Here is a 24,376-nt window from a genome sequence, read left to right as displayed (position 1 = left end):
GGACAGCCATGATCATCCGATTCAAATCCCTTGTTTCCGCCCTCGCGCTGATGCTGGCGGCGGGCGCCGGCACCGCGTCGGCCGAAACGATCCACGTCGCGATCGACACGTCGACGTTCGGCGCCGCCACGGGCTACGTCGACATGCAGCTGTCCGCCAGCAGCGGCGTGCCGCTGGCAACCGCGCTGGTCAGCAACATGGTGGGCTTCGACAGCACGGCGTTCATCGATTCGTGGGGCGTGACGCCCGTCGCGGGCGGCTACCTGTTCCGCAACGATACCTCGAACGACCTGTTCCACGCCGTGGACTTCGGCAGGACCCTGTCGTTCGACCTGACCTTCGCGGGCGCGCCGGATCCGCTGACGAGCTATGTGTCGCATTTCGTCGTGGCGGCGTTCGACGACGCGTTCGCGCCGCTCGGCCACTATGATCCGTTCACGGGCGCGCTGGCCGATTTCACGTGGACGCCGGCACTGGACGCGCAAGGGCAGGGGACGATCGCCGGCACGTTGTCGGATCCCGCCGTGACGGCGGTGCCCGAGCCGGCGGGATACTGGCTGGCGGCGATCGGGTTGTCGGCACTGGCGCTCGCGCGCCGGCGCCGGGTGTGACGGACTGGCCGCTCAGCTGGCGGCGATCAGCGCGGCGATGTCGGCCGCCGCCAGCGCGCCGCGATAGATGCGGAACTCGTCGATGCGGCCGTTGAAATAAGGGTCGCCCGCATACTGCGAGCGGCCGATCCAGTTCCGGGTCGTGCCGCCCAGCTGCCACGGCGGCAGGAATTCCGCGCTGTTGGTGCCGACCGCGGTGCCGTTCACGTACAGGGTGGCCAGCTGTCCAGACAGGGTGACGGCCACGTGCACCCACTGCGCGGTCGGCAGCGCGGCCGTTCCCGTCACGGCCTGTTCGCCCTTGCCGCCGTCGACGGTGATGGCGAAGCGCACGACGCCGCTGCCCGAGCGCGGCGTCAGGAACATGTAGCGGCCCGTGCCCGAACCGAAGTCGAAGATGCGTTCCCAATTCCGTGACGCGTTCCAATATACCCAGCACGCCACGGTGAAATCGGTGAGGTCCGTGACCAGGTTCGCGGGCAGGCTCACGTAATCCGTGCTGCCGTTCAGCGCCGGCGCGCTGCCCGATTTGCCGGTGCCCCACGTGGCGCTGCCCGTCAGCGTGCCCGCGTGACCCTGGCCGCTGGCGTCGGACACGGTCGTCCCGGTGCCGTCGTTACACGCCAGGTACGTGTGTAGCGTCTTGCCGACCTTGGCGGTGGCGCGGTTCGAATCGGCCGTCTCGCCCGCCGGCGTGATGGCGGAAACGACGTAGTACCACGTGCCCGCGCCCGGATTGTCGGTGTACGTCAGCAGGTCGGTGATGCCGCTCGCGATGGTGGTCCAGGGACCGCTCGTCGACGTGGCGCGCTTGACCTTGTAGCTCGTCGCGTAGGCGCTGCCCCACCACGACAATTCCACGCCGCCCGCCGGGGTCCGCGCTTTCAGGCCGCTGGGCGGCACGCCGGCGGAGATCGGGTCGCGCGTGCAGGTGAGGGTGCCGTAGCCCAGCTGGTCGTAGCCGCCGCTCGTCGAGCCGTAGTTGCCGCCGCCGCCTTCGGGCTGGATCTGCAGGGCGAACATCTTCGAATACGGCGCCGCGAGGCCCTTGCGGTTCACGTAATGGTTGTAGACCAGCGCCCAGCAGGGCCGCACGTTGCCCCGGCTGTTCGTCGAGAAGACGCCCTGGTTGACGTTGTCGGCGTTGTTGTAGGGGACGTACGGCACCGTGTAATACGTCGTGCCGGACTGGATCAGGTTCGCCTTGGCCACGTATTCCGCGCCCATCAGGAAGCGGTTGTTGTCGTAGCCGTACAAATCCACGCCCTGGTTCCAGGCCATTTCGCACAGCGCGCCCATCAGCGCGATGCCGAGCGTGTTGTGGCCCTGGTCGCGTCCCGATTCCTACCATTGGCCGAGGAAGCCCGGGTGGACGTAGTACACGGCCTGCGCCACGGCGCCATTGCCCGCGCCTGACTTGAAGTACGTGACGGCTTCGTCGAACAGTCCCTGGTCGTCGCACAGCACGCCGATGGCGAGGATCGACGCCATCTGGCACAGGTCCCAGTTGGCCCAGTAATGCGTGACGTCGGTGTTGTTGTGGCGGATGAGGAAGTCGTGGTTGATCGGATAGAACACGGTCTTCATCATGTCCTGGAACGCGGCGAGATCCGCCGCGGCCCAACCGGTGTAGGTGCGCATGATCTCGCCCGCGTTGGCGAATTCGTAGCCGTAGATGCCGGCGGCGAGGGCGGCGTCCGTCGTGCCCTGGATCGAGGTGAGGGTAGACGACCATGCATTCATGATCTGCACGGCCTTGTCCGCATAGGCCGTGTCGCCCGAGATCTTCCAGCGCACCGCGCACGCGTACGCGGCGGCCACGTCATTGAACAGCGTCGAATAGTTTTGCGAATGGACGCCGTCGTTCCCGCGGTACACGATGACCTGCGGGTGCGGCGTGTACGACAGGCTGGCGTGCGAATTATTGACCAGCAGGTTCCAGCTGCCCGACCACGGCGACGTTTGGTACTTCGCCTTCATGCGGTCGAAGTCGGCCTGCGTGTGCAGCAGGCCCGGATGGACGAAGGCGGTGGCGGCACCCGTGCCGCTCATCGTGCCGGTGGCGAGCGTGCGTGTGGCCGGTGCCTCGGCGCCGCCGCCCGCGCCGCAGCCGGCGAGCGCGAGGGCGCCGAGTCCCATCAGGAAGTCGCGGCGTCCCAACAGGGAGCGCGACACCGCGTCGGGGGCTTCGGCCGGGGTCAGGGCGGGGGCGTTGCAGTCGTTCGGTTCCATTTTTTTCATTGGTAGTCTCCATGCCATGCAGGCGAATGTTGAACTGCGATCGAAGGTGCTGCCGTACTGCCGCGCCGATGCTAGCACGTATGCATCTGTTTTGTTATCGTTAACCGCGACCTGGATCAACCACGCTGCCATGTCCAAAACATATCCATTTCGATAAAAAAGGCATGCCTGCGGCGCCACCGCCACCGTTATGATGTGCCGGTATCGTAGGTCGGGCGCCAGGAGCTCGGAGAGGTCTTGACATCGTTCCCGGATGTGATATAACTGGCCAAGTTATCGATACCAAATCAAATGACAAGCCCGGCGGCGGCACGAGCCGCACCACGGGCAAAGGAGACGATCCGTTGTTCACGTTACGTGCGTTCGCGCGCCGCTGCGCCGCGCCGCTTGCCGTCCTGCTGGGATGCCTCGCTGCCGATGCCGCCCACGCCATCGAGAACCGGCTGCAGGTGCACCCGTTCCCGAATCCCATCCGCTACACCCACCATAACGACGACTACACGGTGCGCGTGCGCGTGCCCGGCGGGCAGTGGCAGGACCTGTACGAGTACGACGTGAAGGTCGACCTGGACAAGCCGCAGGATGCCTCGATGGTCTACTTCAACTTCGACGGCACGGCGGAAGTGGCGGTCCAGAAGAACAACGGCACGTTTTCGAAAGTGGCGGTGCGGCCGGATGCGAAGGGCGTCAAGCCGGTTGTGCGCGACGGTGTCGTGTATTTCACGCTGCGCCGTCCGGAGAACCTGAGCGTGGAATTCGACGACGACCGCCTGCACAACCTGCACGTGTTCACGCACGCGATCCGGGCCGACATGCCGGCCGTGCCCGCGAACCTGGCATCGAACGACATCGGAACGGGCACGGCGCCCGACTTCACGCAGCCCATCGTGTTCTTCGGACCGGGCATCCACAAGGGCGACTTCCGCCTGCGCTCGCACACGAAGGTATACATCCACGGCGCCGCAATCCTGAAAAGCCCGCTCGTGATCGAGGGCGTCGAGGACGTGCAAGTGTTCAGCGACGGCCTGTTCGACGGCACCGACGTGACGACCATCCGGAATTCGCGCAACATCGCGATCGACGGTCCGATCGCCATCAACCAGCCGCACGGCACGATGCGCTGCATCATGTCGCAGGACCTCGCCGAGACGAATATCCGCACGATCGGGGCCGGCCAGTGGTCGGACGGCATCGGCCACTTCGCATGCGAGCGCGTGACGATCGCGGACAGCTTCGTGCGCACGTCGGACGACTGCCTGACGTTCTACAACCACCGCTGGGACATCTGGGGCAATACGCGCGACGTGCAGGTCCGGGACACGACCCTGTGGGCCGACATCGCGCACGCCGTCATGATCGGCATCCACGGCAATACGCCGACGCCGGCGCACCCGCAGAGCGAGGTGCTGGAGCGCCTGCGCTTCTCGAACATCGATATCCTCGACCATGACGAGGACGACCCGGAATACGAGGGCGCCCTGGGCATCATGGCGGGCGACGACAACCTGGTGCGCGACGTCGTGTTCGAGGACATCCGGGTCGACCGCATCGAGGAAGGCAAGCTCTTCAACCTGAAGATCGCGTACACGGCCAAGTACAACACGAGCCCGGGGCTGGGCATCGAGAACGTCACCATGCGCAACATCCATTACACGGGCAAGGGTTCGCCGAGCGCATCCGCCATCACGGGCCTCGATGCCACGCGCAAGGTCAAGAACGTGACGATCGAGAACGTGACCGTGGGCGGCAGGCGCCTCACCGCGCCCGAGGCGGGGCTGCTCGAGGTGAACGGTTTCGTCGACGGACTGCGCTTCCGCTGACACAACAACCATAACAATAACGACACAGGAGAGACATGGAATCCACGAACATCATCGCGGCCGTGCTGCTGGCGACGGCGGCCTTGCCCGCGCTGGCCGCGCAGCCGACACCGGCCGAGTGGGAGCAGCCGGAAGTGGTCGCGGTCAACCGCGAGCCGATGAAGGCGACGTTCTTCAATTTCGAATCGCGCGAGAAAGCGCTGGCCGGCGACAAGGCCGCGTCGCAGTATTTCCTGTCGCTGGACGGCACCTGGAAATTCGCGTACTCGAAGACCCCGGAAACGCGCCCGAAGGATTTCTACAAGCTGTCGTACGACGTGAGCAAGTGGGGCCAGATCCAGGTGCCCGGCATGCTGCAGACGCAGGGCTACGGCAAGCCGATCTTCACGAACATCCGCTATCCGTTCCCCGCCAACGAGCCGTTCATCCCGCATGACCTGAACGAAGTCGGCTCGTACCGCCGCGAGTTCGACGTGCCCGCCGCGTGGAACGGCCGCGACGTGTTCCTGCAGATCGGCGCGGCCGGTGCGGCCTATTACGTGTGGGTCAACGGTCAGAAGGTCGGCTATTCCGAGGATTCCAAGCTGCCTTCCGAATTCGACCTGACCCGCTACGTGCGCCCGGGCCGCAACACGATCGCCATCGAACTGTATCGCTGGGCGGACGGCTCGTACCTGGAAGACCAGGACTTCTGGCGCGTCAACGGCATCGAACGCAGCGTGTACGTGTATGCCGAACCGAAGACGCGGCTGCGCGACTACCGCGTGACGGCGGGGCTGGACAAGGCCAATTACCGCGACGGCCGCTTCGAACTCGTCGCCGAGATGGCGGGTGCGCCGGCCAGGGTGGACGTGGAGGCGCGGGTGCTGGACGGCACGCGCGAAGTGCTGCGCGTGAAAGGCACGCCGGGTGGCGACCGCAAGGTCGTCCTGGCCGGCGCGGTCCCCGCCGTGAAACCCTGGTCGGCCGAGACGCCGAACCTGTACACGCTGCTCGTGGAGGTGACGGATGCGCAGGGCCGGCTGGTGTCGGCGACGTCGCGCCGCATCGGCTTCCGCACGGTGGAGATCGCGGACGGCGAAGTGCGCGTGAACGGCAAGCGGGTGATGATCAAGGGCGTCAACCGCCACGAGCACGACCCCCATACGTACCGCGTGATGTCGATGGCGTCGATGCGCAAGGACATCGAATTGATGAAGCGGGCCAATGTGAACGCCGTGCGCGCGTCGCATTACCCGAACGATCCGCGCTGGTACGACCTGGCCGACGAATACGGCCTGTACATCATGGACGAGGCGGACCTCGAGTCGCACGGCTACATGGAGAAGGGCGACCAGGCGGGCGACCCGCAGAAGCGCGCCGCGATCCAGCTGGGCTACAAGCCGCACTGGCGCATCGCGCACCTGGACCGCATCTCGCGCATGGTGGAACGCGACAAGAATTCGCCGTCGGTCATCTTCTGGTCGCTGGGGAACGAGGCCGGCACGGGGCCGAACTTCGAGAACGCGGCCGCGTGGATCCGCAAGAACGATCCGACGCGTTTGATCAGCTACCTGGGCCACGGCACCATCGGCGAGGAACACCTGCCGAACGCCTACGTCGACATCTACGCGCCCATGTACGACGACATCGAGAAGATGGCGGACTACGCGCTCGACCCGAACTTCCGCCAGCCGATGATCCAGTGCGAATACGCCCATGCGATGGGCAATTCGCTGGGCAACCTGGAGGACTACTGGCAGGTCATCCGCGCGCACCGCAAGCTGCAGGGCGGCTTCGTGTGGGACTGGGTCGACCAGAGCATCATCGCGAAGGACGACAAGGGCCGCACGTACTGGGCGTCCGGCTTCGACCTGAACCCGGAGCGGGGCGACAACAGCGTCGTCGGCGACGGCGTCGTGCGCTCGGACCGCACACCGGATCCGGAATACTATGAACTGCAGAAGGTCTATTCGCCCGTCGTGTTCGAAGGCGACCCGGCAGCAGGCAGCATCGAGGTCGTGAACCGCTACGATTTCCGCGACCTGTCGCATCTCGCGTTCGATTGGGAGCTGGCGCGCGACGGCGTCGTCGTCGCCCGCGGCACACTGGCCGATGCGGCCACGCCGGCCGGCGCCCGCCAGAAACTGGCGCTGGCATTGCCCGATGTCGCACCCGGCGGCGAGCGTGTACTGACCGTGCGGGCGAAGAGCCGTGCGGCGCTGCCGGGCGTGGAGCAGGGCGCCGTCGTCGGCTGGTCGCAGTTCGTGCTGGCGTCGCCGCGCGCCCCGCAGAAACAGCTCGCCACCGTACCGCCCGTCCGCACGGACGGCGCGGTGGAGCTGCGCGCCGCCGACGCCGTACTGCGCGTAGCAAAGGACACGGGACTCGTGACCTACACGGTGGCCGGCCGCACGGTCCTGAAGGGCGGTTCGCCGAACTTCTGGCGCGGCCTGACGGACAATGACGAAGGCTCCGGCGTGGACAAGAGCCACGGGGTGTGGCGGACGTTCACCGACCAGCGCAAGGTGCGCGACGTGACCGCGACGGCCGATGGCGTGCGCGTGCTGTTCAGCTTCGGCGCCGGCGCGGCGCACTGGGAAAACATCTATCGCATGCGCGCCGACGGCAGCGTCGACGTGCAGGCCAGCTTCACGCCGCTGCGCGACGACCTGCCGGATCCGCTGCGCCTGGGCCTGCGCTTCGACAGCCTGCCGGCGCTCGATGCGCTGTCATGGTACGGCCGTGGTCCGTACGAATCGTACGCGGACCGCAAGACGGGATCCGCACTGGGCCTGTACGCGGGCAAGGTGGCGGACCAGTACCACGGCTACATCCGCCCGCAGGAAAGCGGCAACAAGACGGACGTGCGCTGGTTCCAGCTGCAGGACGGCGCCGGCAGCGGCATCCGCGTGGACTTTGATGCGCCGAGCGCGTTCAATGCGCTCGCGTTCCCGTACGAGGACCTGTACCTGCGGCCGCGCGGCACGTGGAAGAGTTCCGAGATCGCGCCGCATGGCGACGGCTCGGTGCTCGTCGACATGGCCCAGGCGGGCGTGGGCGGCGACACCGGCTGGAGCCTGGACGGGCGGCCGCACGTGAAGTACCGCATCCCGCTCGCCCCCGCCAGCTATCGCTTCGTGCTCGCCCCCGTGCGTGCCCAGCGGGTGGCGGAGCAGTGATCGATAACCGGGGCATTCGCGCCCCGGATCACGACGCCGGCGGCCGGTCAAGCGGCGGCGTCGTGTAAATACCACATCAACAATGATATTTCGCAAAGGTATTACCACGAGGAAGGACGCGGCCTATAATTCAACCTAGATTTGTTATCGATACCTAAAACGCCGGCCGTACAGAGCCGGGGAAAACCATGCCAAATCGGATTACAGAGGAGAACCAAATGAAGCACAATCACCGCAATTTCGGACCGAAGATGTCGGTCGTCGCCGTGGCGCTCGCCCAGGCTTTCGCAGGCCACGCCTGGGCGCAGCAGGCGGACGCCAACACCGTCGTCGTGACGGGCATCCGCGCCAGCGCGCAGTCGTCGCTGGCGATCAAGCGCGACTCGATGGAGGTCGTCGACTCGATCAGCGCGGACGACATCGGCAAGCTGCCGGACCCGAACGTCACCGAGACCATGACGCGCATCCCCGGCGTGCAGGGCTACCGCTACGGCGGCGAGGGCGCATCGCCCGTGGGCACCGGCTCCGGCGTGACGATCCGCGGCCTGTCCGGCCAGACGGCGTCGGAAGTGAACGGCCGCGCCTACTTCACGGCAGGCAGCCGCGAATTCAACCTGGAAGGCGCGATTCCGGGCATGGTCGCCGGCATCGACGTGTATAAAAACCCGTCGGCCGAACACATCGAGGGCGCCATCGGCGGCCTGGTCAATATCCGCACCCGCAATCCGAGCGACTTCAAGGGCCTGACGGGCGCACTGAACATCGGCGGCCGCTACAACGACCTGGCGAAGAAGGGCAATCCGGAACTGTTCGGCATGATCGCCAACCGCTGGAACCTGCAGGGCGGCGGCCGCATCGGCGTGATGGCGGCAGCCGTGTTCCAGCAGAGCACGGGTCGTTCGGACAACAACCCGGGCAACGGCGGCGCCAACTACAAACGCGCTGTGCGCGCCGACAGCGCCGAATACGCGACGCTGGCCGGCGCCAATACGGCGAACGATCCGTCGAAGCCGATGTCGCAGTACGTCGGCCGCACCGACGTCTCTTACCTGGCGGGCGTGCCCACGCTGCCGACGTCGACGACTGCCGGCGCCTACATGCCGAACCTGGCCGGTCTGACCCAGGAGCAGATCGGCAACGTCATGGCGGCGCCCGCACTCACCAATAACGTGTTCCAGGAAACGATCATGCGTACCCGCCGCGGCCTGAATCTGGCTGCGGACTGGCGCGTCGACAATACGCTGCGCTTCTACGTCGACGGCAACTACACCTACTACCTGTATCACCAGAACTACCGCGGCCTGAACTCGTCGGACAACAACAACCAGGCCAACAACGTTCAGAACCTGCAGACGGCGCCGTTCAACCTGACTGAACAGTTCGCCAACGGCAACCTCAACGGCGGCAGCAACGACGTCCTCGCCACCAAGCGCTTCCTCAGCGGGAACTTCCTGAACACGAGGATGACCACGACCGGCGGCGACGAGCACCGTCCGTACACGACGTGGATCGCCGCGACCGGCGCCGAATGGCACCCGACGCCGGCCCTGTTCCTGAAGGCGGACATCAACTTCATCAAGGCCGACCAGACCCAGGACAACCGCTCCGTGACCCTGCTGTCCAATCCGGGCCTGTACTGGACGGCCAACCGGGTCAGCGATGGCGCACCGCACCAGTTGACGTTCACCGGGCCGAACCTGTCCGATCCGTCCAACTTCATGTACCAGGCGTACAGCAACGGCACGCACCAGAGTTACCACGACACCGGCGGCGCGGTGGCCCTGGACGGTACGTACTCGCTGGACGACGGCTGGTTCTTCAGCCGCCTCAAGTTCGGCGCCCGCGCCGCGCGCCAGTCGAGCAGTTACAACAACTTCGGATTCGGCGGCCGTCCGCTGACGAGCGACGGCCTCGCGCTGGCTGCCGACGGCAGCAACGGCATCTCGGCGGCGAACGGCGGCCATACGCAATCCTCACCCACCAACTTCATGGACGGCCTGGCCGGCTATTCGGGCGGCTACGTCGTCTACAACCCGGACCAGCTGCTGGGCAACCAGGTGAGCGGCGCCTTCCCGAAAGCCGGGATCTTGCCGGAGAACGGACTGACGGAACAACTCCTGTCCCGCCGCTATACGAACGAGAAGACCAAGGCGATCTACCTCGTGGGTGAGTTCGCACTGCTGGATGACCGTCTCAAGGGTAACGTCGGCGTGCGCGTCGTCCGCACCAATGGCGAATTCGTGGCGCAGGTGGCGGACCCGATCACCGGCGCCATCGGACCGTACCGCCGCACGACGTCCTACACGAACGCACTACCTTCGTTTAACCTGACCTACGACCTGGCGAAAGACTTCCTGGCGCGCTTCGGCTACGGACGCGGCATGACCCGTCCGGGACTCGACCAGCTCAATCCATCCCTCACCGTCAACTCGACCCAGGGTACGCTGCAAATCGGTAACCCGGATCTGCGTCCGCTGACCGCGAACAGTTTCGACTTCTCGCTGGAGCGCTACTTCAGCAAGACGAACTACCTGGCAGCCGGTGTGTTCGACAAGGAAATCAACGGCTTCTTCAACGACGTCCAGAATTGCGAGAACGTCTCGCTCGCGACGGGCTATAGCGGCGCCGTCTCGAACGGTTGCCCGAGCGGCCAGCTGTTGGTGTCGAAGACCCTGAATTCCGAGAAGGGCTATGCGCGCGGCGTCGAGCTGTCGGGCCAGTACTTCTTCGACAGCGCCCCCGGCATCCTGAAGAACTTCGGCGTGGCCGGTTCGTACACCTATGTGAAGACGGACAACCCGTTCAACGTGGGTACGAAGGCCGCGCCGAACATCATCTCGACGCCACAACCGTTCGCCTCGAAGAACAGCTACAGCGTGAGCGCCCTGTACGAGGACAACAAGGCGTCCGCGCGCCTGGTCTACACGTGGCGTTCTCCGTCGGTGCTGTTCGGCTTCTCGCCGAACCCGATCGACGGCCGCTACATCGATGCCTACGGTATCCTGGACGGCTCGTTCAACTACCAGCTGACCGACAACCTGGCGCTGTCGCTGATCGCGTCGAACATCACGAACAAGACGCTCAATCGTAACGTCGGCGGCCTCGGGAACGAGAGCGGCATCGAACGCCAGCACTACGAGAACGGCCGCTTCTTCGGTTTCAGCTTGCGCTACAAGTTCGGCAACCTGTAATCTTCTCTCTCGTCGCGGGCCGCGTGCCCGCTTTCGACCGCCGCCGGTGTTTGCCGGCGGCGGTTTTTTTACGAAAGGGTTTTCGATGTCCTTCACCCGCCGTTCGATGCTCAAAGCCACCCTCGCGGCGTTCCCGGCGCATGGTCTCGCCCGCGACCTCGGCCAGCATTCGCCGCCCGTGCCGGTCGATGCGGCGCGTGCGTTCCTGGCCAACCAGGTGCGCCTGCTGCCGGGAAGTCCGTTCCACTTACGGCAGGAGCTGCATCGCACAGGGGTGCTCGCGTCCTATGATCCCGACAAACTGCTTTACCACTACCGCGCGTTGGCGAAACTTCCCCAGAAAGCAGGCATCGAGAAGGGTTACGACGGCTGGGACAGTGAATTCCTTCGTGGGCACATGACCGGGCACTATCTGTCCGCCGCGTCGCGCATGGCGGCGGCGACCGGAAGCCTGTTGTTTCGCGACCGGGTCGACTACCTCGTGGCCGAGCTCGCGGCATGTCAGAAGAGCCTGAATCAGGGTGGCTACCTGGCCGCGTTTTCCACGGCCGCCTTCGACCAGCTCGAAGGCAAGCCCGGGGCCGACGCCGGGGGCATCGGGGTGCCTTATTACACGATCCAGAAGATCATGTCGGGCCTCATCGACGCCCATGCCTACGTCGGCAACAGGCAGGCACTCGACGTGGCCACCCGGATGGCCGACTACTTCGGCAAACGGCTCGCGCGGCTCGATGCCGGGCAGGTCGACCGGATATTCCGCACGGACGGCAGCCGCAATCCGCAAAACGAATTCGGTGCGATGAGCGACGTGCTGACGGAACTCTACAAGATCGACAAGAATCCCCGGCACCTCGACACCGCCCGCATGTTCCACCGCGCCTGGTTCGTCGGCCCGCTTGCCGACGGCGAGGACCGGCTGGGCGGCGTGCACGCCAATACGCACATCGCGCAGGTGGTGGGCCTGGCCAACGCCGCCAACGTCGATGGCGACCCGCTGGAACTGAAGGCGTCCGAGAACTTCTGGCGCCTGGTCGTGCACAGGCATTCATTCGCCAACGGCGGTACGTCGGTGAACGAATGGTTCGACAAACCCGGCGTGGAGGCCGGCCCGTCGATCGACAACCAGAAGGTATTGCCGCCGACGACCGCCGAGACGTGCAACACCCACAACATGCTCAAGCTGACGACAAGGCTGTTCGAGCGCAACCGCCGTGCGGACCTTGCCGACTACTACGAGCGTGCGCTGTACAACCACGTGCTGGCGTCGGTGGCGCCGGACTCGGGCGCCATGACCTATTTCACGCCGTTCCACGGGGACTTTCGCACCTATCTCAACGGCAGCTTTTGCTGTACCGGCTCCGGTATCGAAAACACCGCACGCTACAACGAAGGCATTTACTTCCACAAGGACGATACGCTCTGGGTGAACCTGTATATTCCGTCCGAGCTCAGTTGGCGGCAAGCCGGGATCGTATTGCGGCAGCAAGGGGACATCACGCGCGGCGACCCGGTGCGCCTGACGGTGGTGAAGCCGGGAGCCCGCGCCGTCACGGTGAATCTGCGCGTTCCCGCATGGGTCGCCGGACCGGTGACGGTCAGGATCAACGGCAAGCCGCAAGGTGTGGACGCACAGCCCTCGACCTATATCGCGTTGCGGCGGCAATGGAAGGCCGGTGACGTGATCGACCTGACGCTGCCGGCGGGGCTGCGGCTGGAGCGGTCCATGGACGACGCCTCGACGGTCTCCCTGTTCCATGGCCCGGTCTTGCTGGCCGGAGAACTCGGCAGGGGCAGCATGCCCGCCAGCGACGTGGGCGACAAGGATGCTTACCTGAAGATTGCCGCCGTGCCGGTTCCGGATATCGTCGGCAAGTCCGGCAACCCCGCCGATTGGCTCGCGCCGATCCCCGGCGATCCGTCCGCGTTCAGGTTCAAGGATGCAGGTCCGGCCAGCGGCATCGTCGTCCGGCCGCTGTTTGACCTGCACCATCAGCGCTATGCCGTGTATTGGCGCCTGAACGCAGCCGGTCAGTACGGCCCGGCCCCCGGCGCAGTCACGTTGAAGTAATCGGCTTCGAGGTACGACGGCTGCGTGCGCGCCCGCGCACCGACGCTGAACAGGCCCACCTGCGCGCCCACCCACGTGCCGCGCGTGACCGGGAACGGGGCGCCGGCCGGCTTGAACGGGCGGCCGTCCACGCTGTACGAAAAGCCGACGAACGCCGTTTCGTACATCGACATGCGCAGGACCACCTCGTCCGGCGCGTCCGGCAGCACGACGGTGGACTCCTCGCGGCAGCGCGGTCCGAACGGGCCGCACACGGTGCGCACGAGTTCCGTCTTTCCGCCGCTGCGGCGCAGGCCCACCCAGCCATACTGCATGGCGTTAATGATCAGACCGGCCCGGTCGCCGTCGACGGCACCCTCGAGGCGCACGCGGGTCTCCACGACGAAGCGCGACGCGGGCACCTTCTGCGTGAGGATCGCGCCCGCCGCGCGCACAAAGCCGTCGGCTTCCGGCACCACCTGGGTGGCGAGGCGCAGGTGGCCGGGGTTGTCCGTCAGCGAGTACCAGCCGGGCGCCGGATTCGCGCCCCATTGCCACTGCAGGCCGAGGGCAGGGCCATCGAACGCATCGCTTGTCGCCGGCGCCGCCGGGCCGAAGCCTTGCACCGGTTTCGCGTACGTGTTCACGGGTTCGCCGACGCCCGGCGTGCGGCCCGGTGCGCCGATGACCGGCCAGCCGTCCTGCCAGCGCATCGGCTGCAGGTGCACGACGCGGCCATACGCCCCCTTGTCCTGGAAGTGCACGAACCAGTCCTTGCCGTCCGGGGCATCCACCCACGCGCCCTGGTGCGGCCCGTTGATCGGGGTGTCGCCCTGGTCCATCACGCGGCGTGCCTCGTACGGTCCGTCGATCGAGCGCGAACGGAACACGGCCTGCCAGCCCATCTCGACGCCACCGGCGGGGGCGAACACGTAGTAATAGCCGTTCGCCTTGTACAGCTTCGGCCCTTCGACCGTGTGGTAGCCGGGGTAGCGGCCGCCGTCGATGATGATCTTGCCGCCGTCGTCCAGGAGGCGGGTCGCCTGCGGATCCATGCGGCGCAAGGTCAGCACGTTGTTGATGCCGGCGCGGCTCTTCGCCCACGCGTGCACCAGGTACGCCTTGCCGTCGTCGTCCCACAGCGGCGCGGGGTCGATGATGCCGCGCCCGGCCAGGAGCAGCCGCGGCGGCGTCCACGGGCCCGCGAAACGCTCGGCCGTCGTCACGTAGACGCCGTAGTCCGGGTCGGGGTAGAAGATCCAGAAGCGGCCGTCGTGCCAGCGCAGCGTCGGCGCCCACACGCCCTTGCCGTATTGCGGACGGTCGAACACGTTGGCCGGTTCCAGCCGGGGCAGGGCGTGGCCGACGAGCGTCCAGTTCACCAGGTCCGGCGACTCCAGCAGCGGCAGGCCGGGCGCATTGTTGAAACTGGACGCCGTCATGTAGAACTTGTCGCCGACGCGGATCGCGTCCGGATCGGAATAATCCGCATGCAGGATGGGGTTGCGGTAGCGGCCGTCGCCGAGGTCCGCGCTCCAGGGCGCGGCGGCGAGGCCCGTGGCCGCTTGCTGCTGGGCAGGCGCGGCCATGGTACGGCAACCCGCGACGGCCGCGGCGGCGAGCAGCACGGCGATGGTGAGGCGAGAGGCGGGCAAGACAGTCTCCTTCTTCATTCGGTGAAGCTTGGGGTTGTTATCGATCTCATGGTAGCATTGTTGAATTGATGCAATCAAGGCATCCTTGCTGCATGATGAGCTGCAAACCGGGCTGCCATGCCGCGTTGTCAGAAGTGGCGTTTCCCCTGGCGCGGCGGTATCATGTGACATCGTGTGCCGGGAATGAAATCGATAACAAAGCCAGGCCATCAGACTACAGGACAATAATTCAATGGGTAGTGAAACCAAGCAGGGCGACCGCCCGGCCGCCGGTGCGACCGTCTGGGACGTGGCGCAGAAAGCCGGCGTTTCCGCGATGACCGTGTCGCGCGTCATCAACGGCAACGCCAGCGTCAGCGACAAGACGCGCGAAAAGGTCAACCGCGCCATCCAGGAACTGAACTACCAGGTCAACGTGGCGGCGCGCGCGGCGCGCATCGGTACGCTGCGCGTCGGCCTGTTGTACAGCAATCCCAGCGCGGCGTTCCTCAGCGCCTTCCTCGTCGGGGCCCTCGGCGAGTGCAGCCAGACGGGCGCGCACCTGATCCTCGAGAACTGCGACAACCTGCGCAGCCAGCGCAAGGCGATCGACCGCCTGATCGCGGACGGCGCCGACGGCATCCTCGTGCCGCCGCCGCTGTGCGACTCCAAGGCCGCGCTCAAGCAGCTGGCCGAGATGGGCATTCCGTCCGTCGCGGTCGCGACCGCGAAGCCGTCGCCGCAGATGTCGGCCGTGCGCATCGACGACTACGAAGGCGCGCTGACGATGACCAGGCACCTGCTGGCCCTGGGCCACACGGACATCGGCTTCATCAAGGGCGACCCCGAGCATACGCCGGCCCAGCTGCGCTACCAGGCGTTCATCGACGCGATGCGCGACGCCGGCCACCACGTCCCCGCCGAGCGGGTGGCGCAGGGCATGTTCACCTACCGTTCCGGCCTGCTCGCCGCGCGCGAACTGCTGGCGCAGCCGACGCGGCCGACCGCGATCTTCGCCAGTAACGACGACATGGCGGCCGCCGTCATCGCGGTGGCGCACGGGCTGCACATGCAGGTGCCGGACGACATCGCCGTCTGCGGCTTCGACGACACGCCCGTCGCGACGACCGTGTGGCCCGAGCTCACGACGGTCCACCAGCCGATCACGGAAATGGCGCGCAGCGCCGTCGCCCTGCTGGTGGAACACATCCGCGCGCGCCGCGCCGGCCAGTCGTACATGCCGCAGCACCGGCTGATGCCGTTTACGCTGGTCGAACGCGAATCGACGGAAGCCCACGAGTAATTACCAATAGGGGCGCCACGTGCGGGTCAACCGCACGAGGGCCTCGAGGTAGAAGTAATCGCCCCAGATGCAGGCCTCGTCCACGCCGACGCCGTTCGGCTTGTGGTACACGCCGTGCTTCAGGAGGCCCGCGCCCGGCGTGCCGCTCGTGTCGGCGTAATCGCCCGCGAGCGTCAGTACGGTGCCGGCCGCGGCGCATTCGTAGGCCGGACGCAGCGGATCGGCCAGCGGCAGGTTGCGCGCCAGTTCCAGCAGGCCGCATGCGGCGATGGCGGCGCCCGAGCTGTCGCGCGGCTCCGGTCCGGACGTGAACACGAGATCCCAGTAGCAGATGCCGTCCGCCGGCAGGCGGTTCAGGTAGTAGTTGGCCAGCACCTTCGCCAGGTCGACGAGGCGGCCGTCGCCATTGTGGCGGTACACGAGCGGGAAGCCGGAGATGCCCCATGCCTGGCCCCGCGCCCAGCACGAATCGTCCGCGTAGCCCTGGTGCGTCTTGCCGTGCAGCGGCGCGCCGCTGCCCGGGTCGAAGAAGAACGTGTGGAACGTGGAGCCGTCGGGACGCACGATGTGGCGCGCGGCCGCCTCGATGTGGCGGTCGGCCGCCGTGCGGAACGCCGGGTCGCCCGTGAAATCGCTGGCCCAGTACAGCAGCGGCAGGTTCAGGTTGCAGTCGATGATCATGCGGCCGCGCTGGGCCGGGTCTGACAATTCGCCCCACGCCTGGATGATGCCGGCGCCCGGCAGGTAGCGTTCCAGCAGCATGCGCGCGGCGCCCAGTGCCGCTTCGGCCGCGAGCGGTTCGCCCGTCAGCTGGTAGCCGGACACGCACGAGAGGCTGTACAGGAAGCCGAGGTCATGGTGGTTGACGTTGATGCGGTCGCGCTGGCGCGCGTGGAAGCTCGCCACGTGGCGCAGGCCCGCGTCGCGGTAGCGGGCGGCGCCCGTCAGCTCGTACGCGAGCCAGAGCATGCCGGTCCAGAAGCCGTTCGTCCATTCCGTGTTGTCCATCGCCTCATAGACGCCGCCCTTCGACGACGGCATCGGGAAGGCGTCGCCGAAGTGCGCCAGGTTGCGGTCGACGGCGTCCAGCGCGCGCGCGATCGCGCGGTCGATGGCGGCCTTGTCGATGCCGCGGTTCCAGTGGGCCGGCAGCGCGCCGGTGTTCAGCGGCTCCAGTGCCGCCGCGTTCAGGGGTGGGGTCATGCTTGCTCCTTGTTGGATCATTTGGCAGGTTCGGCGAGCGGCGCGGCCTGCTCGCCGGACGTTTCCGCGGGCGTCGGCAGCAGGAATACGGCGGACAGGATCAGGAAGACGAGGCCGAGGCCCGCCAGGATCAGGTAGGTCGCGGAAAAACCGATGCGGTCGTAGCCGATGCCGGCCAGCGACGACAGCGCGAAGATGCCGATCGAGTGGCCGAAGCTCACGCCGACCATGTAGACGGTCGAGGCGAGGCGGTTGTCGAAATGGTGCGCGATGTAGCGGAACAGCGAGACGGCGAGGATCGGCAGCTCCACCGAGTGCAGCAGTTTCATCGCCGAGATCGAGACGGGACCGACGGCGAGGCCGGAACCGGCGATTCGCACGAGCATGATGGAACCGGCCAGCAGCAGGCCGTTCTTCGCGCCGATGCGGCGCACGAGCAGCGGCGCGAGGAACAGGCCGCCCGCTTCCAGGAAGATCTGCGCGGAGTTCAGGTAGCCGAACATCGCGACGCCCGTCTTCGGGTCCGGGAACAGCGACGCGAAATAACGCGAGAACTGCTGGTCGAACACGAGGTACAGGTTCGTCACGCCCAGCACGAACACCATGAAGCGCCAGAAGCCCGGCATGCGCAGCAGCGCGAAGGCGTCGGCCAGTTTGACGCCGTCCTTGCCGCGCACGCCCGGTTCGGCCGGGCCGCCACGCGTGACGGCCAGCAGCGCGAGCATCACGCCGCCCGCCAGCGACGCGAGCGCGAAATTGATGCCCGGGTCGACGTTGTAGATGCGGCCACTGAACGCGGCGGCGCTGGCGAAGCCCAGCGAGCCCCACAGCCTCACGCGGCTGTATTCGAAGCCGTCGCGGCGGCCGATGCGGTCCACGTACGATTCGATCGCGTAGCTGCCGGCATTGAACGTGATGCCGAGGTACAGCCCGCCCACGACGGCGCCCAGCAGGATGTTCGTCTTCAGCAGCGGCGCGTAGAGGAACGGGAAGAACAGGCCGGACAGGGCGACGAGCGCGGCCACCGTCCACAGGATGTTGCGGCGGGTGCCCACGCGGTCCGACACGAAGCCGTAGATCGGCTGCGAACACATCGCGGCAAAGGCGTTGGCGGCAAAGACGATGCCCGCCTCGGTCCCCGACAGCTTGAGCGTCTGCCCCAGCCAGACGGCGAGCAGCGAGATGCTCATCGCCTGGGCGAAGAAGTAGATGTAGACGTAGCCGCACAGGAAGCGGAATTGCGATGTGCGCGTTGCCATGGTGTCTCCTGGTTATCGTTATAACTGCTTGCCGAAATACTGTTGGCCGGACGCCGCGAAGTCAAGGGCCAGATTCGTTCCCTCCTCGCGGCGGACCACGATGGTACCCGCCAGCGCGAGCACGGCGTCGAGCGCCGGCGGCTGCGCACCGGCCGCCTGGCAGGCCGCGGTACCCGCTGCGACGGCGACGCGCAAATGGCTGCCGCCGGCCCGCTCCGGCCACGTCATGAGGCTGTACAGCAGGCCGCCGATGCTGGCGTCGCCCGCGCCCACCGTGTCGACGACGTCCACGACAGGCGCGGCGGCGCGCCAGGTGCCGTCGGGCCGCACGAGGAGGGCGCCGTCGGCGCCGCGCGTGAACAGGTACGTCGCGGCCGGATTCATGGCGCGCAGCGTTGCGAACGCCGCGTCGGCATCGTCGATGCGGAACAGGCCGCGCACGTCTTCGTCGGACACCTTGACCACGTCCGCCAGGCCCACCATCGTGCGCAACGTCTCGTCATAGCGCGCGTCCATCAGCGCGCGGAAGTTGGGGTCGTAGCTGATCTTCGTGCCGCGCAGTTTCAGGTCGCGGGCCAGCGCGACGAGTGTGCCGGCGAGCGGCGCGCGCGCAAGGCTGATGCCGCCGAAGTGGACCCATGCGGCGCCGTCCTGCCACCCGGCCGGCAGATGGTCCGGATCGAAGTGCAGGTCGGCGCTGTCCGTGCCGATGAAGAAGTAGCGGGGCGGGTGGCGTTCGTGCACGACGGCCAGCAATGGCGGGCGGTCGACCTGCTGCAGGAAGCGCTGGTCGAGACCCGCTGCCGCGTTGGCGGCGGCGAGTTCGAGGCCGAACACGTCGCGGCTGACGGCGCCCGCGAACGCGCTCGGGATGCCGAGGCGGGCGACGACGCGCGCCACGTTCCACGTCGAGCCGCCGGTCTGGCTCGTCCACGTGCCGGGGCCTGTCGCGAGCAGGTCCGTCAGCGCTTCGCCGGCCGCGACGAAGCGGGGCAGCGCGGTCATGGGTTCGCCTCCAGCGCGTGCAGCACGTCGTAGCAGGCGCCCATCGTGTGATAGTCCGTCTTGCCGGCCGGGCTCTTCTCATTGGTCAGCTTGCGGTTGTCCTGGCCGAGGATGCGGTACCAGGCGCCGTGGTCGTGGTCGACGAAGTGCGCCCAGCTGTACGCCCAGATACGGTCGTACCAGTTCCAGTAGGCCGGGTTCCCGGTGCGCACGGCCAGCAGCGCGGCGGCCGCGAAGCTTTCGGCCTGCACCCAGAAATACTTGTCGCCGTCGCAGATGCTGCCGTCCGGCGCATAGCCGTAGCAGATGCCGCCGTGCTCCGCGTCCCAGGCGCGCAGCAGCGCGGCGTCGAACAGCTGGATGGCGCGCGGCGCGAGCCATTCGGCGTCGCCCGCCAGGTGGGCGCGGTGGCGTTCGAGCAGCAGCAGCAGCTTCGCCCATTCCGTCAGGTGGCCGGGCTGGTAGCCCCAGGGCCGGAAGATGTTCGTCTTGTCGTCGCGGTTGTAGTCCCAGTCCACCGACCAGTCGGCGCGATAGTGCTCCCACACGTAACCCTCCGCGAGGGCGGCCTGGCGCAGCGTGATGTTGCGGGCCAGCGTCTCGGCGCGGTGCAGGTAGCGCACTTCGCCCGTCGCCTCGTACGCCGCGAGCATCGCTTCGCACGAATGCATGTTGGCGTTCTGGCCGCGGTACGCGTCCAGCACGGACCAGTCGGCGCTCGCCTGGTCCGCGTACAGCCCGTGCCCGGGTTCCCAGAAGCGCGCCTCCATCAGGTCGAACGTCTCGGCGAGGTAGCCGCGCGCCTCCGCGACACCGGCCCGCAGCGCATGCGCATACGCCAGCATGACGAAGGCCAGGCCGTAGCAGTGGTTGTCGCCGTCGAGGACTTCCTTGCGGCCCGCGTCCCACGCGAGCTGCCAGGCGTAGCCGCCCGTGCGCGGGTCGCGGTGGACGTCGCGCAGGAACGCCACGCCTTGGCGCACGGCCGCGAGGTGTTCCGGGTCGCCGAAGCGGCGGTACGCCATCGCGTAGTTGAAGACGAAGCGCGTGCTGCTGACGAGGTGGCGTGTCGTGCGGTCGTACACCGTGCCGTCGTCGCGGAAGAAGTGATAAAAACCGCCGCTCGGGTCGATGCAGCGCGGGTGATAAAACCGCATCGTATGGGCGATGTGGTCGAGCAGGAAGCCGGGAGAACGGAAGTCGGGTGCCATGGCGCGGTACTCTATCGTTGGGTTGGGAGGGACGGTTGGGGCCAGGCGGCGATGCGGTACCGGGTTTCCCACGGCGCGTCGGGGCCGATGGCGATCCCGAGGCGGTCCGCGAGCGGATGGTTCGCGGGCGCCGTCGCGACGCGGCCCAGGTCGAACAGGCTGTTCACGGGTTCGGCGCCCAGCGCCAGGTGGCTGCTCATCCAGGGGAAGTGGATGCGGCCGCCGTTGCTCACCCAGAGCAGCAGGTCGGGCAGCTGCGCCGTGTCCCACCACAGGCCGACGCAGGCGTCGTAATCGAGGTAGTGCAGCGCGATCGGCGCGGCGCCGTCCTGGCCGCCGATTGCGCGCACCTGCAGCAGTTCCTCGGCCGGCGCGGCGAACGGCAGGTGCGCGAGGTCGATGGGACCGTCGACGCCGGCCAGGCTGTCCAGCGATGCGGAGCGCGTGTCGGTCAGCAGGCGCGACACCGCGCCGGCCGGCTGGGCGGGATAACTGTGGATGCCGTCGTGCGGCCCGAGCACGATGCGCACGCGCCCCGGTGCCGGCGGCAGGCGGAACGTCGGATGCAGGCCGGCGGGCACGCGCGCCGCGCGGCGGGCCCATACGCGCAACGTGATATCGACGGCCGGCGCGTGCGGGTCGGCCGCGATCTCGCGTTCGATGTGTTCGATCGGCGAGCCGGCGGGATAGTCGATGGCCAGGCGGATGCGGGTGTCGCTCGCCGACACGCAGCGCCAATGGTGGTTGGCCGCAAAGCCGTGGTCCCACGCATCCTCGGGCGCGCGCGTGCCCCAGCCGGCGGGCAGGCCGGGCGGCGCTTCCGTGCAGCCGAACGGCAGGCAGGGCCACTCGCCGCGCAGGCGCCGCATGATGCCGGGCAGGGTGCCGGCGCGCGTCATGCCGGCCCAGGGTGCCACGTGCATGATCTCCAGTTCCCGTTCGTCGCCGATGCGCAGGCTCAGGGGGCCGAGCATCGCGCCCAGCGACTGCACGTCCGCGCTGCCGTGGTCCCAGGTAAGACGCCAGCTGCCGGTCATGCGGACGTTCCCGTGTGTGCGGCGTTGAAGTCGCCTGTGATCGCGTGTTTCATGGCAGCGGCGGCCAGCGCGAACCCGGCCACGTCCGCCGTCGCCATGCCGGACTGGAGTCCGTGCAGGACGCCGGCCGCGAAGGCGTCGCCCGTGCCGATACGGTCGACGGTGCCGGACAGCCGGTAGCTGCCGCCGGTCACGGACTTCGTGCGCGTGTGCAGCACGGCCGACAGCTCGTGCTCGTCCGTCCGGTGCGGCACGCGCCGGGTCCAGGCCAGCATGGCCAGGTCGGGAAATGCGGCGAACGCGCATTGCACCGCATCCCGCTCGCGCGCGGGATCCGCCAGTTCGGGGCGGTCGAGCACGTGGGCGATGTCGCGCGGAGCGGCGAACAGCACGTCGGCCATGCGCATCGCCTCCGGCAGCGGCGGCTGCGCCGTGCCGTCGAACGCGACGCGCACGCCCGCGGCGCGCGCCGCCCGCATCGCCGCGAGCACGGCCTGGGCGGGGCCGTCGCCGGCGGCCGGCGGGATGCCCGACACGTGCAGCCACCCGGCGCCGTCCAGCAGCGCGGGCCAGTCGTACAGGCCGGGATCGGCCAGCGCGTATGCGGAGCCGGCGCGGTCGTAGATGATTTCGGACGCGCGCGCGGCGGCGTCCGGCGTGATGAAGTACAGGCCCATGCGGCCGGGGCGCAGGCGGATGCCGGCCGTGTCCACGCCGTGCGCGTGGAGGCTGTCGAGCGCGGCGCGGCCGAGGGAGTTGTCGGGCAGGACGCTGACCATGGCGGTGCGGTGGCCGAGCAGGGCGAGCGCGACGGCGACGTTCGCCTCGGCGCCGCCCGCGCACGCGTCCAGCGCCGGCGTCTGCAGCAGCATGCGGCCCGGCGGGGCGGCGAGGCGCAGCAGGATCTCGCCGAAGCAGACGATGCGGCCCGCCATGTCGGGACGGGCGCTCATCGGGCGAGCCAGCCGCCGTCCACCGGCAGGACGATGCCGTGGACGTAGTCGCTGGCGGGGCTGGCCAGGAACACGGCGGCGCCGGCCAGGTCGCCCGGCTGGCCCCAGCGGCCGGCCGGGATGCGCGCGAGGATGGCCGGCTCGCGCACCGGGTCCGCGCGCAGGGCCGCCGTGTTGTTCGTGTCGAAGTAGCCGGGCGCGATGGCGTTGACGTTGATGCCTTGCGCGGCCCATTCGTTGGCCAGCGCGCGCGTGAGGCCCGCGACGGCGCTCTTGCTCGCCGTGTAGGCCGGCACGCGGATGCCGCCCTGGAACGACAGCAGCGACGCGATGTTGACGATCTTGCCGCCGCCGTTTTTCGCCATGTGGCGCGCCGCGGCCTGAGACACGAAGAAGACGGATTTCAGGTTGGTGTCGATGACGGCGTCCCAGTCTGCCTCCTCGACGTCGAGGCTGTCGGCGCGGCGGATGATGCCGGCATTGTTGACGACGATGTCGAGCCGGCCGTTAAGGGCGACCGCGGCATCGACGACATCGCGCACGGGTGCCGTGGACGACAGGTCGGCGTGCACGTCGAGGAAGCGGCGGCCCAGCGCGCGGACTTGCGTGGCCGTGTCGTCGGCGGGACTGCGACCGGCCGCGACGATGTCGGCGCCGGCCTTGGCCAGCGCGAGGGCGATGCCCTGGCCGAGGCCCGTGTTGGCGCCCGTGACGAGCGCCGTGCGGCCGGCGAGGTTGAACAGGTCGAGCATGGGGTCCCCTTATTTCAGCTGGCAGATGTCGAGGACCTGCATGTCCGTGTAGTCCAGGTTCTCGCCGCCCATCGCCCAGATGAACGCATAGTTGGCCGTGCCGGAGCCCATGTGGATCGACCACGGCGGCGACACGACGGCCTGCTCGTTGGCCACGACGATGTGGCGCGCCGAATCGGGTTCGCCCATGAAGTGGAACACGCGCTGGTCGTCCTGCAGGTCGAAATAGAAATACACCTCGGACCGGCGCTCGTGCACGTGGGGCGGCATGGTGTTCCACACGCTGCCCGTCTTGAGGATCGTGAGGCCCAGCAGCAGCTGGGCGGACTTGCAGACGCCCGGGATGACGTACTGGTAGATCGTGCGTTCGTTCGACGTCGCTGCGCTGCCGCGCTCCAGCGGGATCGCCTGGGCGTGCGTGATCTTGACGAGTTCGCAGCGGACGTGCGCGGGCGTCGACGCGAGGTAGAAGCGGGCGGGGTTGGCCGCGTCCAGCGATTCGAAGACGACTTCACCGCTGCCCATCGGGACGTACAGGCCGTCGCGCGGGGCCAGCTCGAACGCCTGGCCGTCGACGGTGACACGGCCCGCGCCGCCCGCCACGTTGATGATGCCCAGCTCGCGCCGCGCCAGGAAGGGCTGGCCGGCCGCGGAAGGCGGCTCCGTGTGGGTGGGCAGGGCCAGCGGGCCGGCGACGGGCGCCGCGCCGCCGATGACGAAGCGCTCGTCGTGGCAATAGTTCAGCGTGACGGCGTCCGGCGCGAACATCCGGTCGATGAGGTAGCGCTGGCGCAGCTGCTCGTTGCTGGCGCCCGCCATCATGTCGGGGTGGGTGGCGTAATACGTCTTGTCGAACACGGAGGTCTCCTCGCGATGAATATCGGTTATCGATAACAATCATATCAGGGTATTTCGAAAAGTAAAACCCCGCGGCAGGCGCGCCGGCGC

General features: G+C 67.7%; 15 protein-coding genes and 1 pseudogene. 6 read left to right on the top strand and 10 right to left on the bottom strand.

Annotation, left to right across the window (positions count from 1 at the left end):
• Nucleotides 1-8 precede the first annotated feature (8 nt).
• Nucleotides 9-611 carry an NF038129 family PEP-CTERM protein gene (locus tag ACEN9G_RS29735; RefSeq protein WP_413341130.1) on the top strand — a complete coding sequence of 201 codons (603 nt, stop codon included), beginning with the start codon at nt 9-11 and terminating at the stop codon, nt 609-611.
• A 12-nt stretch (nt 612-623) separates the two neighbouring features.
• Here the strand turns inward: ACEN9G_RS29735 and ACEN9G_RS29730 are convergent.
• Nucleotides 624-2,750 (bottom strand): annotated as a pseudogene (locus ACEN9G_RS29730) (LamG-like jellyroll fold domain-containing protein).
• A gap of 446 nt (nt 2,751-3,196) precedes the next feature.
• Between ACEN9G_RS29730 and ACEN9G_RS29725 the strand changes: the two are divergent.
• The 4 genes from ACEN9G_RS29725 to ACEN9G_RS29710 all read left to right on the top strand — a co-directional run bounded on the left by ACEN9G_RS29725 (nt 3,197) and on the right by ACEN9G_RS29710 (nt 13,092).
• Nucleotides 3,197-4,672 (top strand): glycoside hydrolase family protein, encoded by a 1,476-nt coding sequence (locus ACEN9G_RS29725; protein ID WP_413344346.1) that lies wholly within the window; start codon nt 3,197-3,199, stop codon nt 4,670-4,672.
• 35 nt (nt 4,673-4,707) lie between these two features.
• The gene (locus tag ACEN9G_RS29720) at nt 4,708-7,833 is read left to right on the top strand and encodes a glycoside hydrolase family 2 TIM barrel-domain containing protein (protein ID WP_483127430.1); all 3,126 of its coding nucleotides are present in this window, start codon (nt 4,708-4,710) and stop codon (nt 7,831-7,833) included.
• A 218-nt stretch (nt 7,834-8,051) separates the two neighbouring features.
• Nucleotides 8,052-11,024, top strand: a complete 2,973-nt coding sequence (locus tag ACEN9G_RS29715) for a TonB-dependent receptor (RefSeq protein WP_413342254.1) — start codon at nt 8,052-8,054, stop codon at nt 11,022-11,024.
• A gap of 85 nt (nt 11,025-11,109) precedes the next feature.
• Entirely contained in the window at nt 11,110-13,092 is a 1,983-nt protein-coding gene (locus ACEN9G_RS29710; protein ID WP_413342256.1) for a beta-L-arabinofuranosidase domain-containing protein, read from the top strand.
• On the opposite strand, the gene ACEN9G_RS29705 is transcribed toward ACEN9G_RS29710, so the two are convergent.
• Nucleotides 13,053-14,726 (bottom strand): glycoside hydrolase family 43 protein, encoded by a 1,674-nt coding sequence (locus ACEN9G_RS29705; RefSeq protein WP_483127429.1) that lies wholly within the window; start codon nt 14,724-14,726, stop codon nt 13,053-13,055. The two genes, ACEN9G_RS29710 and ACEN9G_RS29705, sit on opposite strands and share 40 nt — an antisense overlap.
• A gap of 232 nt (nt 14,727-14,958) precedes the next feature.
• Here ACEN9G_RS29705 and ACEN9G_RS29700 point away from each other — a divergent pair, with 232 nt between their 5' ends.
• A complete protein-coding gene (locus ACEN9G_RS29700; protein ID WP_440963077.1) occupies nt 14,959-16,008 on the top strand; it encodes a LacI family DNA-binding transcriptional regulator in 1,050 nt (349 codons plus the stop codon).
• On the opposite strand, the gene ACEN9G_RS29695 is transcribed toward ACEN9G_RS29700, so the two are convergent.
• Genes ACEN9G_RS29695 through kduI form a run of 8 tightly spaced genes read right to left on the bottom strand, consistent with a single transcriptional unit; the run spans nt 16,009 to nt 24,286 of the window.
• On the bottom strand, nt 16,009-17,211 hold the full coding sequence (locus ACEN9G_RS29695) for a glycoside hydrolase family 88 protein (RefSeq protein ID WP_483127428.1): 1,203 nt from the start codon (nt 17,209-17,211) through the stop codon (nt 16,009-16,011).
• Nucleotides 17,212-17,228: 17 nt separating this feature from the next.
• The gene (locus ACEN9G_RS29690; protein ID WP_413344237.1) at nt 17,229-18,470 is read right to left on the bottom strand and encodes an oligosaccharide MFS transporter; all 1,242 of its coding nucleotides are present in this window, start codon (nt 18,468-18,470) and stop codon (nt 17,229-17,231) included.
• A gap of 18 nt (nt 18,471-18,488) precedes the next feature.
• Nucleotides 18,489-19,475, bottom strand: coding sequence for a carbohydrate kinase family protein (locus ACEN9G_RS29685; protein ID WP_483127427.1), 987 nt, complete (start codon nt 19,473-19,475; stop codon nt 18,489-18,491).
• Nucleotides 19,472-20,686: an AGE family epimerase/isomerase gene (locus ACEN9G_RS29680; protein WP_413345303.1), complete on the bottom strand. Its 1,215-nt coding sequence runs from the start codon at nt 20,684-20,686 to the stop codon at nt 19,472-19,474. Before ACEN9G_RS29680 ends, ACEN9G_RS29685 begins: the two co-directional genes overlap by 4 nt.
• 11 nt (nt 20,687-20,697) lie before the next feature.
• The gene (locus ACEN9G_RS29675) at nt 20,698-21,723 is read right to left on the bottom strand and encodes an aldose epimerase family protein (RefSeq protein WP_483127426.1); all 1,026 of its coding nucleotides are present in this window, start codon (nt 21,721-21,723) and stop codon (nt 20,698-20,700) included.
• Entirely contained in the window at nt 21,720-22,676 is a 957-nt protein-coding gene (locus ACEN9G_RS29670; RefSeq protein WP_483127425.1) for a sugar kinase, read from the bottom strand. The genes ACEN9G_RS29675 and ACEN9G_RS29670 overlap by 4 nt, the downstream gene beginning before the upstream one ends.
• Nucleotides 22,673-23,428 (bottom strand): 2-dehydro-3-deoxy-D-gluconate 5-dehydrogenase KduD, encoded by a 756-nt coding sequence (kduD, locus tag ACEN9G_RS29665; protein WP_483127424.1) that lies wholly within the window; start codon nt 23,426-23,428, stop codon nt 22,673-22,675. The genes ACEN9G_RS29670 and kduD overlap by 4 nt, the downstream gene beginning before the upstream one ends.
• 9 nt (nt 23,429-23,437) lie before the next feature.
• On the bottom strand, nt 23,438-24,286 hold the full coding sequence (gene kduI / locus ACEN9G_RS29660; protein ID WP_483127423.1) for a 5-dehydro-4-deoxy-D-glucuronate isomerase: 849 nt from the start codon (nt 24,284-24,286) through the stop codon (nt 23,438-23,440).
• Between the last annotated feature and the right edge of the window lie 90 nt (nt 24,287-24,376).

This window comes from Massilia sp. Masssp94 (assembly GCF_059491305.1).
This window is presented reverse-complemented; position numbering and strand designations above follow the sequence as displayed.